The sequence below is a fragment of the Pseudomonas cichorii genome (genome assembly GCF_019719005.1).
GTDB classification, from domain to species: Bacteria; Pseudomonadota; Gammaproteobacteria; order Pseudomonadales; family Pseudomonadaceae; genus Aquipseudomonas; species Aquipseudomonas cichorii_E.
Map to the genome: position 1 here is coordinate 72942 of NZ_JAIGPJ010000009.1, position 16554 is coordinate 89495.

At 58.8% G+C, this 16554-nt stretch carries 11 protein-coding genes; 6 read left to right on the forward strand and 5 right to left on the reverse strand.

Features of this window, described 5'->3' with window-relative positions:
* The first annotated feature begins 171 nt into the window (after nt 1-171).
* The 3 genes from dbpA (at nt 172) to yccS (ending at nt 5121) form a co-directional block, all read left to right on the forward strand.
* Nucleotides 172-1551 (forward strand): ATP-dependent RNA helicase DbpA, encoded by a 1380-nt coding sequence (dbpA, locus tag K5D32_RS09500; protein WP_221593206.1) that lies wholly within the window; start codon nt 172-174, stop codon nt 1549-1551.
* Nucleotides 1552-1622: 71 nt separating this feature from the next.
* Entirely contained in the window at nt 1623-2801 is a 1179-nt protein-coding gene (locus K5D32_RS09505; protein WP_221577074.1) for an NAD(P)/FAD-dependent oxidoreductase, read from the forward strand.
* 124 nt (nt 2802-2925) lie between these two features.
* Nucleotides 2926-5121, forward strand: coding sequence for a YccS family putative transporter (gene yccS, locus K5D32_RS09510; RefSeq protein ID WP_221577075.1), 2196 nt, complete (start codon nt 2926-2928; stop codon nt 5119-5121).
* On the opposite strand, the gene K5D32_RS09515 is transcribed toward yccS, so the two are convergent.
* Nucleotides 5087-5839 carry an ABC transporter substrate-binding protein gene (locus tag K5D32_RS09515; RefSeq protein WP_221600021.1) on the reverse strand — a complete coding sequence of 251 codons (753 nt, stop codon included), beginning with the start codon at nt 5837-5839 and terminating at the stop codon, nt 5087-5089. The genes yccS and K5D32_RS09515 overlap by 35 nt on opposite strands.
* Before the next feature lie 256 nt (nt 5840-6095).
* Between K5D32_RS09515 and K5D32_RS09520 the strand changes: the two genes are divergently transcribed.
* A complete protein-coding gene (locus K5D32_RS09520; RefSeq protein ID WP_095067266.1) occupies nt 6096-6554 on the forward strand; it encodes a GNAT family N-acetyltransferase in 459 nt (152 codons plus the stop codon).
* Nucleotides 6555-6566: 12 nt separating this feature from the next.
* Here K5D32_RS09520 and K5D32_RS09525 read toward each other — a convergent pair whose 3' ends face one another.
* The 3 genes from K5D32_RS09525 to K5D32_RS09535 are packed head-to-tail and all read right to left on the reverse strand — an operon-like array spanning nt 6567 to nt 9585.
* On the reverse strand, nt 6567-6863 hold the full coding sequence (locus tag K5D32_RS09525; protein ID WP_095067267.1) for a helix-turn-helix domain-containing protein: 297 nt from the start codon (nt 6861-6863) through the stop codon (nt 6567-6569).
* A 26-nt stretch (nt 6864-6889) separates the two neighbouring features.
* A complete protein-coding gene (locus tag K5D32_RS09530; protein ID WP_221600023.1) occupies nt 6890-7417 on the reverse strand; it encodes a M48 family metallopeptidase in 528 nt (175 codons plus the stop codon).
* 41 nt (nt 7418-7458) lie between these two features.
* A complete protein-coding gene (locus tag K5D32_RS09535; RefSeq protein WP_221600025.1) occupies nt 7459-9585 on the reverse strand; it encodes an EAL domain-containing protein in 2127 nt (708 codons plus the stop codon).
* A 310-nt stretch (nt 9586-9895) separates the two neighbouring features.
* Between K5D32_RS09535 and K5D32_RS09540 the strand changes: the two genes are divergently transcribed.
* The gene (locus tag K5D32_RS09540) at nt 9896-10567 is read left to right on the forward strand and encodes a polysaccharide lyase family 7 protein (protein ID WP_221577079.1); all 672 of its coding nucleotides are present in this window, start codon (nt 9896-9898) and stop codon (nt 10565-10567) included.
* Between the two features lie 65 nt (nt 10568-10632).
* On the opposite strand, the gene putP is transcribed toward K5D32_RS09540, so the two are convergent.
* Complete coding sequence (putP, locus tag K5D32_RS09545; RefSeq protein WP_221600101.1) at nt 10633-12120, reverse strand: sodium/proline symporter PutP; 1488 nt, start codon at nt 12118-12120, stop codon at nt 10633-10635.
* Between the two features lie 455 nt (nt 12121-12575).
* Between putP and putA the strand changes: the two genes are divergently transcribed.
* Nucleotides 12576-16529 carry a trifunctional transcriptional regulator/proline dehydrogenase/L-glutamate gamma-semialdehyde dehydrogenase gene (putA, locus tag K5D32_RS09550; RefSeq protein WP_221600027.1) on the forward strand — a complete coding sequence of 1318 codons (3954 nt, stop codon included), beginning with the start codon at nt 12576-12578 and terminating at the stop codon, nt 16527-16529.
* Nucleotides 16530-16554: the final 25 nt, after the last annotated feature.

Here is a 16554-nt window from a genome sequence, read left to right on the forward strand (position 1 = left end):
GGCGTGTTTTGTATTTTCTGTGGGTTTGTGGGGGGGGGCCGGTCCCGGGCTGTGGCGGGCCAATCGCCCCTCCCACAGAGATTGCACATCACCATTTATCGACATTGCCATCTGAGCCGAGCTTACGACCTGATACACTGCGCGACATTTTTGTTTTGCAGGTCCACCGTCGTGACTAACACCGCTTTCAACACTTTGCCCCTGTCCGCCGCCATGCTGGCTAACCTGGAGTCGCTTGGTTACGCCCAGATGACGCCGATTCAGGCGCAAAGCCTGCCGGTGATTCTCAAGGGCATGGACCTGATCGCTCAGGCCAAGACCGGCAGCGGCAAGACCGCAGCCTTTGGGATCGGGCTGCTGAACCCGATCAACCCGCGCTTCTTCGGTTGCCAGGCACTGGTGATGTGCCCGACCCGCGAGCTGGCCGATCAGGTGGCCAAGGAAATCCGTCGTCTGGCCCGCTCCGAAGACAACATCAAGGTGCTGACCTTGTGCGGCGGTGTGCCTTTCGGCCCGCAGATCGGCTCGCTGGAGCATGGCGCACACATCATCGTCGGCACACCGGGCCGCATCCAGCAGCACCTGCGCAAGGGCTCGCTGGTGCTGGACGGTCTGAACACGCTGATTCTCGATGAAGCCGACCGCATGCTGGACATGGGTTTCTACGACGCCATCGCCGATATCATCGAGCAGACCCCGCAGCGTCGCCAGACCCTGCTGTTCTCGGCCACTTACCCGGTCGGCATCAAGCAACTGGCTTCGAAGTTCATGCGCGATCCGCAGACCGTCAAGGTCGAGGCGCTGCATGCCGACAGCCAGATCGAGCAGATTTTCTACGAAATTTCCCCTGAGCAGCGCCTGGAAGCCGTGGTCAAGGTCCTTGGCCATTTCCGTCCGACGTCCTGCGTTGCGTTCTGCTTCACCAAGCAGCAGGTTCAGGAAGTGGTCAATCACCTGACCGCCAAAGGCATGTCTGCCGTTGGCCTGCATGGCGATCTGGAACAGCGTGATCGTGATCAGGTTCTGGCGATGTTCGCCAACCGCAGCACTTCGGTACTGGTGGCCACTGACGTAGCGGCCCGAGGTCTGGATATCGATGCGCTGGACATGGTCATCAACGTCGAGCTGGCTCGGGATTCGGAAATCCACATCCACCGCGTCGGTCGTACCGGGCGTGCGGGCGAGACAGGTATCGCGGTCAGCCTCGTGGCCCCTTCGGAAAGCCAGCGTGCCCGTGCTATCGAAGAGCTGCAGAAGGCTCCGTTGAACTGGCAGCAGTACGACAACCTGAGCATCAAGGAAGGCGGCAAGTTGCTGCCAGCCATGACGACCCTGTGCATCGGTTCGGGCCGCAAGGACAAGCTGCGTCCGGGCGACATTCTGGGTGCATTGACGGGCGAGGCCGGTATTCCGGGCGCGCAGGTTGGCAAGATCGCCATTTTCGACTTCCAGGCTTATGTGGCCGTCGAGCGCAGCATCGCCAAGCAGGCGCTGGAGCGTTTGAACAATGGCAAGATCAAGGGCAAGTCGTTGCGGGTTCGTATTCTTTGATTTCATGCCCCTTTCGCGAATGAATTCGCTCCCACGCGATTTGTAGATCTGATACCTCTGAGGACCATGCTGTGCCCGTTACTGACGTTGTAATCATTGGCGCTGGCGCCGCAGGTTTGATGTGTGCGCTCACCGCCGCAGGTCGTGGGCGCAAGGTGATGCTGATCGATCACGCCAACAAGCCGGGCAAGAAGATCCTCATGTCCGGTGGCGGACGCTGCAACTTCACCAACATGTACACCGAGCCGGGCAATTTTCTGTCGCAGAACCCGCACTTCTGCAAGTCGGCACTGGCCCGTTATACCCAGTGGGACTTCATCGAGATGGTCGCCAGGCATGGCGTGCCTTATCACGAGAAAAAGCTGGGCCAGCTGTTCTGCGATAACAAGTCCAGCGACATCCTGGAAATGCTGCTCGAAGAGTGCCGAAAGGCCGGTGCCAGTCTGCACATGGACACGTCCGTGCAGCAGATCGAAAAGACTGAAACCGGCTACCGCCTGGAGACCACCCTTGGCACCTTGAGCTGCGAGTCGCTGGTGATTGCCACAGGCGGCCTGTCGATTCCGACGCTGGGTGCCACAGGTTTCGGTTATCAGGTGGGCAAGCAGTTCGGCCATACGCTGCTGCCGACTCGCGCCGGGCTGGTGCCGTTCACCATCACCGATCAGCTCAAGGAACTGTGCAGCGAGTTGTCGGGAACGTCGGTGGACTGTCTGGTCAGTTGCAATGACACAAGCTTTCGCGAAAACATTCTGTTTACCCACCGCGGCCTCAGTGGCCCGGCGATCCTGCAGATCTCGTCGTTCTGGCAACCGGGCGACAGTGTGGAAATCAACCTGCTGCCCGATCATGACGTCCCGGGCTGGCTGGCCGAGCAGCAGGCAGAGCGCCCGAACAGCGAACTGAAAACCCTGCTGGGGGAAATCTTCACCAAGAAGATGGCCAACCTGCTGGCCGAACACTGGTTTGCTTCAAAACCCATGAAGCAGTACACCCACGCCGAACTGGCCGACATCGCCGAGAAACTGGCGAGCTGGCGGGTCGTGCCGGCGGGCACCGAAGGCTATCGCACGGCCGAGGTTACGCTGGGCGGCATCGATACCCGTGAAGTGTCTTCCAAGACCATGGAATCGCTGAAGTCACCGGGGCTGTATTTCGTGGGTGAAGTACTGGATGTGAGCGGCCATCTGGGCGGTTTCAATTTCCAGTGGGCCTGGGCGTCGGCCTATGCGGCGGCACAGTACGTCTGATAGCGGAAAAGTAACGCGCTGCGGGCAATAATTTTTTTCCCAAGCGGATGTACAGGCCAGCCTCGGGCCTGTACATATCTTTCTGCAGGATCGATCAATTGCAAACAAGGCCGTCATCTCATTCATGGCATCAAAATCTCTGCGTCATACACTCCGCCGGTTATGGGCACTGGACAAGTTCAGCTATAGCGTTCGGGTCTTTATCGCACTGACTGGCAGCATGGCGCTGTGCTGGTATCAAAATGAGATGGGCTTGCTGATCCCGCTGTTCCTGGGGATTATCGCCTGCGCCCTGGCCGAAACCGATGACAGCTGGCAAGGCCGCCTCAATGCCCTGGCCGTGACGCTGGTGTGCTTCAGCATCGCCGCGCTGGCCGTGGAACTCCTGTTTCCCTATCCCTGGCTGTTCGTTTGCGCGATGGCGCTGGCCAGTTTCTGCCTGACCATGCTCGGAGCGCTGGGCGAACGCTACGGTGCAATTGCCTACGGCACCCTGATTCTCTCGGTCTACACCATGATTGGCGTGGACCAGCGCGGCGGCGAAGTTCTGGACTTCTGGCATGAGCCGATGCTGCTGGTGGCGGGCGCAGCCTGGTACGGCCTGCTGTCGGTACTGTGGCAGATGCTGTTTTCCAACCAGCCGGTGCAGCAGGCGCTGGCGCGGCTGTTTCGCGAGCTGGGCTTGTACCTCAAGCTCAAGTCGACCCTGTTCGAGCCGATTCGCACCCTGGATGTAGAAGAGCGGCGCCTGGAGCTGGCCAAGCAGAATGGTCGGGTAGTAGCGGCGCTGAACAGCACCAAGGAAATCATTCTGCACCGGGTAGGCAGTGGTCGGCCCGGCTCGAAGGTCAGCCGTTATCTGAAGCTGTACTTCATCGCTCAGGACATTCACGAACGCGCCAGTTCTTCGCATTACCCCTACAACTCGCTGGCCGAGGCGTTTTTCCATAGCGATGTGCTGTTCCGCTGCCAGCGTCTGCTGCGCCAGCAGGGTGTGGCCTGTCAGGCGTTGTCCGAGTCCATCCAGTTGCGCCAGCCGTTTGTCTACGACCCGAGCTTTGCCGAAGCGATGGAAGACCTGCGTGCCTCCCTTGAGCACCTGCGCATCCAGAGCAATCCGGCCTGGCGCAGCCTGTTGCGCTCATTGCGGGCACTGGCAGCCAACCTTGAAACCCTGGACCGCCTGATCAGCGATGCCAGCAACCCGGATGCCCTGGCCGATGCGACCGACAGCAGCCTGCTGGACCGTTCGCCACGCAACCTCAAGGATGTCTGGACACGCCTTCGCCTGCAGATGACACCGACCTCGCTGCTGTTTCGTCATGCCTTGCGTTTGCCGCTGGCCCTGTCGGTGGGCTACGCCATGGTGCATCTGATCCACCCGTCTCAAGGCTACTGGATCATTCTGACCACGGTATTCGTCTGCCAGCCGAGCTACGGCGCGACACGCCGCAAGCTGGTACAACGGATTATCGGCACCGCCCTTGGCCTGACCGCTGGCTGGGCGTTGTTCGATCTGGTGACCAATCCAGTCCTGCAATCGATGTGTGCCGTGCTCGCGGGCGTGGTGTTCTTCGTCAACCGCACGACACGCTATACACTCTCGACCGCTGCGATCACGGTGATGGTGCTGTTCTGTTTCAATCAGGTGGGCGATGGCTACGGGCTGTTCCTGCCACGCCTGTTCGATACCTTGCTGGGCAGCCTGATTGCCGGGCTGGCAGTGTTCCTGTTCCTGCCGGACTGGCAAGGTCGCAAGCTGAACAAAGTGCTGGCCAATACCCTGAGCTGCAACAGCATTTACCTGCGCCAGATCATGCAGCAATACGCCAAGGGCAAGAGCGACGACCTGGCTTATCGTCTGGCCCGGCGCAATGCGCACAATGCCGATGCGGCGCTTTCAACGACGTTGGCGAACATGCTGATGGAGCCTGGACACTTCCGCAAAGAGGCGGATGTGGGCTTTCGCTTTCTGGTGCTGTCGCACACGCTGCTGAGTTATCTGTCCGGGCTGGGCGCGCATCGCGACACGCAACTGCCCAGCGATGTCCACGAACAGCTTATTGATGGCGCAGGCGCGGCGCTGGCAGCCAGCATTGATGAGATCGCCCAGAGCCTGGCCGAAAAGAAACCGGTTGCCGTGCAGAACGATGCCGAAGAGGAGCTGGCAACCCAACTGGAACAGATGCCTGACGAACTGGACGAGAGCCAGCGGCTGGTGCAGACGCAACTGGCCTTGATCTATCGCCAGCTGGCTCCGTTACGCACGCTGGCGGCGCATTTGATCAAGGGGCCACAGGCATCAGACCGTGCAGCCTGAGCAGTTCGTCGTAAGTACCATCAACCTTCATGGCTGCGATTTCCCGATCAAAGCTGGCGACGATTTGCGCATGCTTCGGGTTCTTCAGGCTGACCAGAATATGCAGGCTGTTCTCGGTGAGTGAGTCCGGCAGGAACTCGACGTGATTGCGCACTGCGTCGGGCTCGTTGGCCAGGCTGTAACGGGCCACGAACTCATCTTCCAGCGCCAGATCCACACGCCCGGCGGCCAGCATGTTGGCCGCCATGGAGAAATTGTGGACCGGAACCTTGCGTAACGCCGGATCATTGTCGAACGACGGGTAATAGGCGTAACCACGCACCACCGCAATGATGTACTTGTGCAGTTGATCGAGGTTCGAGACACCGATATTCGAGTCCTTGCGCTTGAGAAAGCGCACCCGATTGACCAGATACTCGGCGGAAAACTGACCAACCCGGGTGCGTTCTTCATTGAACCAGGCATTGATCAGCACATCATTGCGCCCCTCGGCGATACCATGCATGGCGCGCGCCCAGGGCACCTGCTCGTAAACGGTCTGATACCCGGCACGCTGCAGTGCGGTTCTCACGATATCGGTGGCCAGGCCGTCGTGGAGCAAGGTGTCATCGGTAAAGGGAGGCCAGGCATCGGCAACCAGACGCAACTTCTCGCCTGCACCAGCCTGTGCGATCAGCAGTAACCCCAGCAACCCAACAGCTTGAAGCAGTCGCGACATGCTTGAATTCCCCAGGTGGGCAGCATGCCCGATCCAGACCGAGAGTCGTTGATCAATAGCGTCATTTGAATCCTGACTTGTATTGAAGACCCAATCCCGTCAGGAAACAACCCACGCCCATGTGACAGCCATGTGATTGATGTAAAAATATTTTCCAGACCAAAGCCAAAACGATCGACAGACATCACGGCCTTTTATTGGGAATGCGGCGGTATACGTTTAGAATTCCCTTCTGGTTTCTCTGCGAGTCAACAACATGCCTATCAAATGGATCTGCAAACACCATACCGACCTGAGCATCGAACAGCTTTACGCTGCTCTGAAACTGCGCGCCGAGGTTTTCGTGGTCGAGCAGCAGTGCGTGTATCTGGATGTGGACGGGCTGGACCTGACAGGTGACACCTGCCATTTGATGGCCTGGCAGGACGGCAAGCTGGTGGCTTACCTGCGCTTGCTGGACCCGATCCAGCAAGGCGGCGATGTCACCATTGGCCGCGTGGTGACCGCGCCATCGATTCGCAACAAGGGCATGGGCCACGAACTGATGGTCCAGGCGCTGGAACACGCCGAAAAGAAATGGCCCGACCAGCCCATCTATCTGTCGGCCCAGGCTCATCTTCAGGGTTACTACAGCCGTTACGGCTTCAACGCAGTAGGCGAGGAGTATCTGGAAGACGACATCCCGCACATCGGCATGCGCCGCGACCTCGAATAAGGCCCGCTTCCGTCAGGGATAACCCAGTACGGCCTTGATGCTGGCCAGATTGCGGGTTATCCATGCTTTATCGATCGCACCCCAGTCCCGAATCCGGTAATGCCCGGCATGGTTGCGGGCACCTTCCTGTTGTTCGAATTCGCACTGGATATCCAGGTCGGCCAGCGCCGCGATAGTGTCTTGTGCCGTACGACGCGGCATGCCGGTGACTTCCGTCAATTCGGGCACCGTGCTGGCAAGCTGGCTGTCGATCAGGTACGCAACGTACAGACGACGATAAAAGCTGCTTTTGGTCTTGCTGACATCCATCTTCAAAATCCTTGCTGGAGCAGTATTCAGGTGGTCGACCGGGCGCCAGCCTGCAGGTCGCGATACGTCAGGTAGACCCGCAGGTCGAATTCAAGCTGGTGATAGCCCGGCTGCATGTGTTCACACAACTGGTAGAACGCCTTGTTGTGATCCGACTCCTTGAAGTGCGCCAGTTCATGCACCACGATCATGCGCAGAAACTGCGTTGCTGCTTCCTTGAACAGCGCAGCAACGCGAATCTCTTTCTTGGCCTTGAGCTTGCCGCCCTGCACTCGCGAAACCGTGGTGTGCAGGCCCAAAGCGCGATGAGTCAGGTCGAGACGATTGTCGAACAGCACCTTGTCCACAGGCGGCGCATTGCGCAGATGCTCCTGCTTCAAGGCCAAGGCATAGGCGTACAACGCCTTGTCACTCTGGATCTGATGACGCTCCGGATAACGCTGTTGCAGATAGTCGCCCAGTTTGTCCTGAGCAATCAGTTGCCGCACCTGATCCTGAAGGGAAGCAGGATAGGCTTGCAGGTATTTGAGCGGTACAGGTGCTGAAGCAGTCATGGGGCCGTGGCAGATGATTCAAAGGCGCCAGTCTACCGCAATCAGCCACGCAGCCTCGACCAGTCAAAACGTGCAGGGAAGGAGCGGGCATCTTCGGCATCGAGCGGATAAGCCACCAGAAACCCCTGGATGACCTGACAGCCATTATTGGCCAGCCACTCATATTGCTGCAAAGTCTCGACGCCTTCGGCGATGACCAGAATGTCGAGGTTGCGGCACAGATCGATGATGCTGCGCGCCAGGACCGCATCGCGAGGCGAGTCGAGCAGACCGGCAATGAAGTGTCTATCGAGCTTCAGGGTATCGAGCTGAAGGTTGCGCAGGTGCGACAGAGAGCATTCACCCAAACCGAAATCATCCAGCGCCACGCGCACACCGATCTCGCGCAGTTGCTGCAACTGCTTGTGACTGTGGCTCAGGTTATTCACCAGTGAGGCTTCGGTAAGCTCGACTTCCAGCTGGCCGGGCTGCAACTCGAAACGATCCATCGCCCGCCGTAGCTCCGCGGCCAGATTAGGCATGCAGAATTGCGTCGGGCTGACACTGACACTCACCACCAGATCGGAAGCAAAGACCCGACCCAATGCCTGACGCTGTTCGGCCCCTTGATCGAAAATCCAGCTGCCAAGCCGGTTGATCAGCCGCGTTTCCTCGAGCAAGGGAATGAACAAGGCTGGCGGCACGTCCCCGACACTGGCGTGCTGCCAGCGCAACAAGGCTTCAAACCCTCGCAGGCGACCATCCGCCACATGCACCTGAGGCTGATAGACCACCGAGAAATTCTTGCCTTCGATAGCATTGCGCACGCTGTCTTCGAGCATCAGGCGCGAACGCGCACGACCGTTCATGTTCTGGTCATAGAAACGATATTGCTGGCGCCCTGCCCGCTTGGCTTCGTACATGGCAATGTCCGCCGCCCGCAGCAGGCCATCGAGGTTGGAGCCGCACTCGGGATAAGTCGCAATCCCGATGCTGACGCCAAGGGAAATGTCCACGCCATCGACCTGACGTTTCATCGATACCCGCTCGATGAGTTTTTCAGCCACCTTGGCGGCCTGCTCGGGATAATCGAAACCTTCGATCACCACAGTAAATTCGTCACCGCCCATGCGCGCCAGAACATCGTAGGGGCGCAGGCAATCCTTGAGCTGCGTGGCCACCCACAACAAGACCTGATCGCCAGCATCATGGCCCAGCGAGTCATTGATCTGCTTGAAGCCGTCCAGGTCCAGATACAGCACAACCAAATACTGCTCCGCATGCTCGTTACGCAGCAGCATGCCCTCGACAGCCTGATAGAAGCCGCGTCGATTGAGCAGCCCCGTCAAGGCGTCGGTCACCGCCTGCTGCTCGAGCTGCTGATACAGATTGCGCTCCAGCGACATATCGAGAATGGTCAGCACCATTGCCTTTTGCTCGCAAGGCAGCGACGCACAGGACAAAGCCACCGGCAATTGCCCGCCCCCAGCCGTACGCAGAACGGCATCATGCACGCGGTAAGTGTCGGCATTGCGATAGTGCTTGTAGAAATCCGACTCCAGCCAGCTCTGGACCTTGGGTTCCAGCACATAATCCAGCACGCTTGTGCCACGTAATTGTTCATCCACGATATCGAGCAGGCGACAGATGGCGGGGTTAGCGAAACTGATGATGCCAGCCTCATCCACCACCACAATGCCTTCGGCCACATTGGCCAGCACCGAAGCATTGAAGGCCCTGGCGCTTTCCAGTTCCTGAGTGAGCCTCTGCAAGGCACGACGATTGCGCTGCTGCTCCAGCAAGGCCTGAACCTTGGGCTTGAGCACATTCGGGTCGAAGGGCTTGAACAGGTAATCAATAGCCCCGCTTGCATAGCCCTTGTGTACTGAAGCCGGGGTCTGCTCGTTGGCGGTCAGAAAAATGATCGGTGTCAGGCTTGTGCGCTGACTGCCGCGCATCAGGCGTGCGACTTCAAATCCATCCATATCGGGCATCTGCACATCCAGCAGAACCAGATCCACTTCCTGCTCCAGAAGCACCGTCAGTGCTTCGACGCCGGAACTGGCGGTGACGATGTGCCAGTCCGTTCGCTGAAGGACTGCGCACATCGTCACCAGATTTTCCGGGTAGTCATCGACAACCAGAAGAACCGAAGAGCCATCATTGGGCTTGGATTGCACGCATTCCATGCTGCTTCTCTACTTTTGTGGGCGGCGCCTGTTACAGAAAACCCTGTCCAATTTGCATCAACTTTAGTCGCTCCTGAAAAAAGCAGCAGCAAGGCAGCCTACTGCCATCACCAAAGTTCCACATAACCGACTAACGGTATATTCCTGCAGGCCATATAGATTCTGTCCTACAGGAAAAATGACAGCACTTTGACGTCATTAGTTCGCTCGCCAAGCATTAACAAATGCATTTTCAAATCGTATAAAAGCTGCCGAAACCCTCTGAGCAGAGACTTCAGAGCAGTCGAACGAATTTTTCTGGAAGCACAAAATGATAGACCTAGGATCGTGGAATCTCAGTATCCCGGTGGGCTCACCCCCCAAAACCGTAGAAACCTCACAGTTGCGCCAAGGCTATGACGGCAAGTACTTCGAGTCCCATTCGGGGTACATTTTTTTCTGGTCGCCCGTCACCGGCACCCGCACCGAAAATGCCAAATACCCACGTAGCGAGCTGCGCGAGACGTGGTCCGACGGCACGCTGCATAACTGGTTGTACCCCGATGCAGACAACTTTCTGAATGCGACTCTTGAAGTCAATCAGGTGCCCTCATCGGGCAAGATCGTCATCGGCCAGATCCACGCCTACGACAGCACCGAGCCGATGCTCAAGGTGGAGTATCAGTACAAGAAGAAGACCCAGACCGGCAATATCGTGGTGAAAGTTCGCAAGCGCTTCGATGATGACGAAAGCAAAGTCATCAAGATTGTCGAAGGCGTGCCACTCAACGAGAAGTTCAAATACATCATCCACCTGAGTCCCGGTGGAGAATTGAGCGTCAGCGCCAAAGATGTGAACTGGAGCACATCCATCAGTTCTTCCTGGAAAACAAAACCGCTCTATTTCAAGGCTGGCGTATATACCCAGGACAACTCCGGATACAGCAATGAAGGCGGTAAAGCCACGTTCTATAACCTGGATATCGATCACAACAAGATCTGATATACCGCCCCAAAAGAAAGGCCCGCACTTGATGGGCGGGCCTCCTTCATTTCAAGACAGACCGATCAACGGGCAGCCTTGAACTCTTTCTCGGCAGCGATGAAACGCTCCTGCATTGCAGTCGAGGGGCCTTTGCCAATCAGGCTGAAAAGCACAATCGCGAGGCTGGCGAAGATAAAGCCGGGCACGATTTCATACAGGCCGATGGTACTGAACTGTTTCCAGAGCACCACGGTCAGTGCGCCTACGACCACGCCTGCCAGCGCGCCATTGCGGGTCATGCCTTTCCACAGCACCGAAATCAGCACCACCGGGCCGAACGCCGCACCGAAACCGGCCCAGGCGTAACTCACAAGCCCCAGAACGCGGTTATCAGGGTCGGCAGCCAGCAGAATGGCAATCACCGCCACCAGCAGCACCATGGCCCGACCCACCCAGACCAGCTCAAGCTGCGAAGCGTTCTTGCGCAGATACGCCTTGTAGAAGTCTTCGGTCAGGGCACTGGAGCACACCAGCAACTGGCAGCTCAGGGTGCTCATCACCGCTGCCAGAATCGCAGACAGCAACACACCGGCAATCCACGGGTTGAACAGCAGCTTCGCCAGCTCGATGAACACCCGCTCCGGGTTTTCGGTCACGGGACCGGCCACATCAGGTTTTGCCGCGAAGTAGGCGATACCGAAGAAACCCACTGCAACCGCACCCGCCAGACACAGGATCATCCAGGTCATGGAGATGCGGCGGGCATTGGCAATCGACTTGACCGAATCCGCCGCCATGAAGCGCGCCAGGATGTGCGGCTGGCCGAAATAGCCAAGGCCCCAGGCCAGCAGTGAAACGACACCGATGAAAGTGGTGTTCTTGAACATGTCGAAACTGGCCGGGTTCTGGGCTTCGATGGCCAGGAAGGTGGTGTCGATGCCACCGGTCGCCAGCAGCGCGATGATCGGCGTGAGAATCAGCGCGAAGATCATCAGTGTGGCCTGGACCGTATCCGTCCAGCTCACTGCCAGGAAGCCACCGACAAAGGTGTAGACGATGGTTGCCGCAGCGCCCGCCCACAAGGACGTCGCATAAGACATTCCAAAGGTGCTTTCAAACAGCCGCGCACCGGCCACAATGCCCGAGGCGCAATAGATGGTGAAGAACACCAGGATCACGATGGCCGAGATGATACGCAGCATGCCGCTGTTGTCTTCAAAGCGGCTGCTGAAGTAATCCGGAAGGGTCAGCGCATCGCCGTTGTGCTCGGTCTGCACCCGCAGACGACCGGCCACGAACAGCCAGTTAAAGTAAGCGCCAGCGATCAGGCCGATGGCGATCCAGGCTTCCGACAGGCCAGACATATAGATGGCGCCGGGCAAGCCCATCAGCAACCAGCCACTCATGTCCGAAGCGCCCGCTGAAAGTGCGGTTACCACGCTGCCGAGGCTGCGCCCGCCAAGAATGTAATCGGAAAAGTTATTGGTGGAGCGATAGGCCATGAGGCCGATCAGCACCATAGCAGCGATGTAGATCACGAAGGTGATCAGGATAGGGTTGTTGAAGCTCATGAGTTCTGCCTTGGCATTGTTTTTATGAAACGCCAGATACCCGGAAGAAAGTCGGTTACCGAACCCGCTATCCATGCCTTGATACCCGACGCAGCGCTGACTGAAATTCCCGCAAGGAAGCAGCCACTGAACGATTCGCTAACGGTTGCACCGTGGTGGCGAATCCTATTAGACAAATTGAAAAAGGTGCAACCAAATTCACTGAATAAGTTGCACCTATCACAAAACCATCATTGCACTGTGATTTCCGCACCATTTTGAAGCGGTAAATACCCCTTTCGCAAAAGAAAACGCACCAGAATCACGCTTTTGTCCTGCATAGCGGGGTCTTCAGGGAAATGCGCCTGAAATATTCCGCAAAAAACAGGTTGCACCCGGTTGCACCTTTACCGACGCAAAGCTAACCTGCGCCAAAGCCGAAGCCACATACAGAGTGGCGACAATGAGGACAAGACATGGCCACCACCACTCTGGGCGTCAAACTTGACGACCTGACCCGCGAGCGATTGAAAGCAGCCGCGCAATCCATCGACCGTACGCCGCACTGGTTGATCAAGCAGGCCATCTTCAATTACCTGGAAAAGCTGGAAAGTGGTGCAACCCTGCAAGAACTCAATGGCCTGGGCAGCAAGGACGGCGATGAAAGCGGCGAGTTGCCAGCCGACACGAGCTACCAGAGCTTTCTGGAGTTTGCCGAAAGCATCCTGCCGCAATCGGTTCTGCGCTCAGCCATCACCGCCGCCTACCGCCGCCCCGAGCCGGAAGTTGTCCCGATGCTGCTGGAGCAGGCGCGCCTGCCCGCCCCAATGGCCGACGCCACTCACAAGCTGGCGGCCTCCATCGCCGAAAAACTGCGCAACCAGAAGAGCGCCAGCGGTCGCGCCGGAATCGTTCAAGGGCTTCTGCAGGAGTTCTCGCTCTCGTCCCAGGAAGGCGTGGCGCTGATGTGTCTGGCCGAAGCGCTGCTGCGCATCCCCGACAAAGGCACCCGCGATGCACTGATTCGCGACAAGATCAGCAACGGCAACTGGCAGCCTCACCTGGGCAATAGCCCTTCGCTGTTCGTCAACGCTGCAACCTGGGGATTGCTGTTGACCGGCAAGCTGGTGTCCACCCACAACGAAACCGGTCTTTCCTCGTCCCTGAGCCGCATCATCGGCAAGAGTGGCGAGCCCATGATCCGCAAGGGCGTGGACATGGCCATGCGCCTGATGGGCGAGCAGTTCGTGACCGGCGAAACCATCGGCGAAGCCCTGGCCAATGCCAGTCGCTTTGAAGCCAAGGGCTTTCGCTACTCCTACGACATGCTGGGTGAAGCGGCCCTGACCGAACACGACGCGCAGAAGTATCTGGCGTCCTACGAGCAGGCCATTCACTCCATTGGCAAAGCCTCTCACGGCCGTGGCATTTATGAAGGGCCGGGCATTTCCATCAAGCTGTCGGCGCTGCACCCACGCTACAGCCGCGCCCAATACGAGCGGGTGATGGAAGAACTGTATCCGCGCCTGCTGTCGCTGACCCTGCTGGCCAAGCAATACGATATCGGCCTGAATATCGACGCCGAAGAAGCCGACCGCCTCGAACTGTCGCTGGGCCTGTTGGAGCGCCTTTGCTTCGAGCCGCAACTGACCGGCTGGAACGGCATCGGCTTCGTCATTCAGGCGTACCAGAAGCGCTGCCCTTATGTGATCGATTACGTGATCGACCTTGCCCGTCGCAGCCGTCACCGCCTGATGATCCGTCTGGTAAAAGGCGCGTACTGGGACAGCGAAATCAAGCGCGCTCAGGTCGAAGGCCTGGAAGGCTATCCGGTCTATACCCGCAAGGTTTATACCGACGTTTCCTATATCGCCTGTGCCCGCAAACTGTTGGCCGCGCCGGAAGTCATCTATCCGCAGTTCGCGACCCACAACGCCCATACACTGGCGGCCATTTATCACATTGCCGGTCAGAACTATTACCCCGGCCAGTACGAATTCCAGTGCCTCCACGGCATGGGTGAACCGCTTTACGAACAAGTGGTGGGCAAAGTTGCAGATGGCAAGCTGAACCGTCCGTGCCGTGTGTATGCGCCGGTCGGCACCCATGAAACGTTGCTGGCGTATCTGGTGCGACGCCTGCTGGAGAACGGTGCCAACACTTCGTTCGTCAACCGCATCGCCGATCAGTCGGTTTCGATCCAGGAACTGGTGGCCGACCCGGTCAGCAGCATCGAGCGCATGGCGACCCAGGAAGGCAGCTTCGGCCTGCCACACCCACGCATTCCATTGCCCCGCGACCTCTATGGCTCGGAGCGCCCCAACTCCAGCGGCATCGACATGGCCAACGAACATCGTCTGGCCTCGCTATCGTCGGCCTTGCTGGCGACCGCCCACACCGACTGGAAAGCCGCACCACTGCTCGGCTGCCCCGCGAGCGAAGGCACAGCACTGGCGACTCTGAACCCGTCCGACCACAGAGACGTGGTAGGCCATGTGCAGGAAGCCAGCCTGGAAGACGTCGATAACGCCATCCAGAACGCGCTGATTTCCGGCCCGATCTGGCAAGCCACGCCGCCAGCCGAGCGCGCCGCCATTCTTGAGCGCGCTGCCGACCTGATGGAAAACGAGATCCAGCCGTTGATGGGCCTGCTGGTCCGCGAGGCAGGCAAGACCTTCGCCAACGCCATTGCCGAAGTTCGCGAAGCCGTGGACTTCCTGCGCTACTACGCGGTGCAGGCCCGCAACGATTTCAGCAACGATACGCACCGCCCGCTGGGGCCGGTGGTCTGCATCAGCCCGTGGAACTTCCCGCTGGCGATTTTCAGTGGTCAGGTCGCAGCGGCATTGGCCGCAGGTAACCCGGTACTGGCCAAACCTGCCGAGCAAACCCCGCTGATCGCAGCCCAGGCCGTGCGCCTGCTGCTGGAAGCCGGTATCCCGGAAGGTGTGCTGCAACTGCTGCCGGGCCGCGGTGAAACCGTCGGTGCCCGACTGGTGGGCGACGAGCGCGTCAAAGGCGTGATGTTTACCGGCTCCACCGAAGTGGCGCGCCTGCTGCAACGCAACATTGCCGGGCGTCTTGATGCCCAGGGCCGACCGATCCCGCTGATCGCCGAAACAGGTGGCCAGAACGCCATGATCGTCGACTCCTCGGCACTCACCGAACAGGTGGTGATCGACATTCTGTCCTCGGCCTTCGACAGCGCTGGCCAACGCTGCTCGGCACTGCGCGTGCTGTGCCTGCAGGAAGACTCGGCTGATCGCGTGATCGAAATGCTCAAGGGTGCCATGGCCGAAAACCGCCTGGGCAACCCGGAGCATCTGTCCGTGGATATCGGGCCGGTGATCGACGCCGAAGCCAAGACAGGAATCGAGAAACACATTCAGGGCATGCGTGACAAAGGCCGCACGGTCTATCAGGTGGCAATCGCCAACAGTGCAGACCTCAAGCGCGGCACCTACGTGATGCCGACCCTGATCGAGCTGGAAAGCTTCGACGAACTGCAACGGGAAATCTTCGGGCCGGTGCTACACGTGGTCCGCTACAAGCGCAAGGAACTGGACCAGCTTATCGGCCAGATCAATGCCACCGGTTACGGCCTGACACTGGGCGTACACACGCGCATCGACGAGACGATTGCCAAGGTCATCGATAACGTCAATGCCGGTAACGTCTACGTCAACCGCAACATTGTCGGTGCCGTGGTGGGTGTGCAGCCGTTCGGCGGCGAAGGCCTGTCGGGCACCGGGCCGAAAGCGGGCGGGCCGCTGTACCTGTATCGCCTGCTGTCGACTCGCCCACAGGACGCCATCGAACAATCCTTTGGCCGTGGCGACAAACTGATCGCACCCGACACCCGCCTGCAGGAAGCCCTGGGCAAACCGCTGCAAGCCTTGAAAGCATGGGCTGCAAGCAATCAGCAAACCGCACTGGACGAATTGTGCAGCCAGTTTGCCGAGCAATCGCAAAGCGGCATCACGCGCCTGCTGACCGGCCCGACCGGCGAACGCAACAGCTATAGCATCCTGCCTCGTGAACACGTGCTGTGCCTGGCCGACGACGAAGCCGACCTGCTGACCCAACTGGCCGCCGTCCTGGCCGTTGGCAGCACCGCCCTCTGGCCGGATACCGCAATCAGCAAACCGCTGCGCAACCGCCTGCCAAAAGAAGTCCAGGCCCGCATCAAACTGGTGGCCGACTGGAGCAAGGACGAAGTGCTGATCGACGCCGTTCTGCATCACGGCGATTCAGACCAGTTACGCGCCATTTGCGAACAAGTGGCCCAGCGCTCCGGCGCGATCATCGGCGTCAACGGCCTGTCACACGGCGAAACCAACGTCGCGCTGGAACGCCTGGTGATCGAACGGGCACTGAGCGTTAACACCGCCGCGGCGGGAGGGAATGCGAGCTTGATGACGATAGGTTGAGGAAAGCTGCAAGCTGCAAGTTGTA

What these genes read in the sequence shown, in the direction of transcription:
- yccS (WP_221577075.1), top strand. Translation starts at nt 2,926, where the DNA reads ATGGCATCAAAATCTCTGCGTCATACACTCCGCCGGTTATGGGCACTG.
- K5D32_RS09515 (WP_221600021.1), bottom strand. Translation starts at nt 5,839, where the DNA reads ATGTCGCGACTGCTTCAAGCTGTTGGGTTGCTGGGGTTACTGCTGATC.
- K5D32_RS09520 (WP_095067266.1), top strand. Translation starts at nt 6,096, where the DNA reads ATGCCTATCAAATGGATCTGCAAACACCATACCGACCTGAGCATCGAA.
- K5D32_RS09525 (WP_095067267.1), bottom strand. Translation starts at nt 6,863, where the DNA reads ATGGATGTCAGCAAGACCAAAAGCAGCTTTTATCGTCGTCTGTACGTT.
- K5D32_RS09530 (WP_221600023.1), bottom strand. Translation starts at nt 7,417, where the DNA reads ATGACTGCTTCAGCACCTGTACCGCTCAAATACCTGCAAGCCTATCCT.
- K5D32_RS09535 (WP_221600025.1), bottom strand. Translation starts at nt 9,585, where the DNA reads ATGGAATGCGTGCAATCCAAGCCCAATGATGGCTCTTCGGTTCTTCTG.
- K5D32_RS09540 (WP_221577079.1), top strand. Translation starts at nt 9,896, where the DNA reads ATGATAGACCTAGGATCGTGGAATCTCAGTATCCCGGTGGGCTCACCC.
- putP (WP_221600101.1), bottom strand. Translation starts at nt 12,120, where the DNA reads ATGAGCTTCAACAACCCTATCCTGATCACCTTCGTGATCTACATCGCT.
- putA (WP_221600027.1), top strand. Translation starts at nt 12,576, where the DNA reads ATGGCCACCACCACTCTGGGCGTCAAACTTGACGACCTGACCCGCGAG.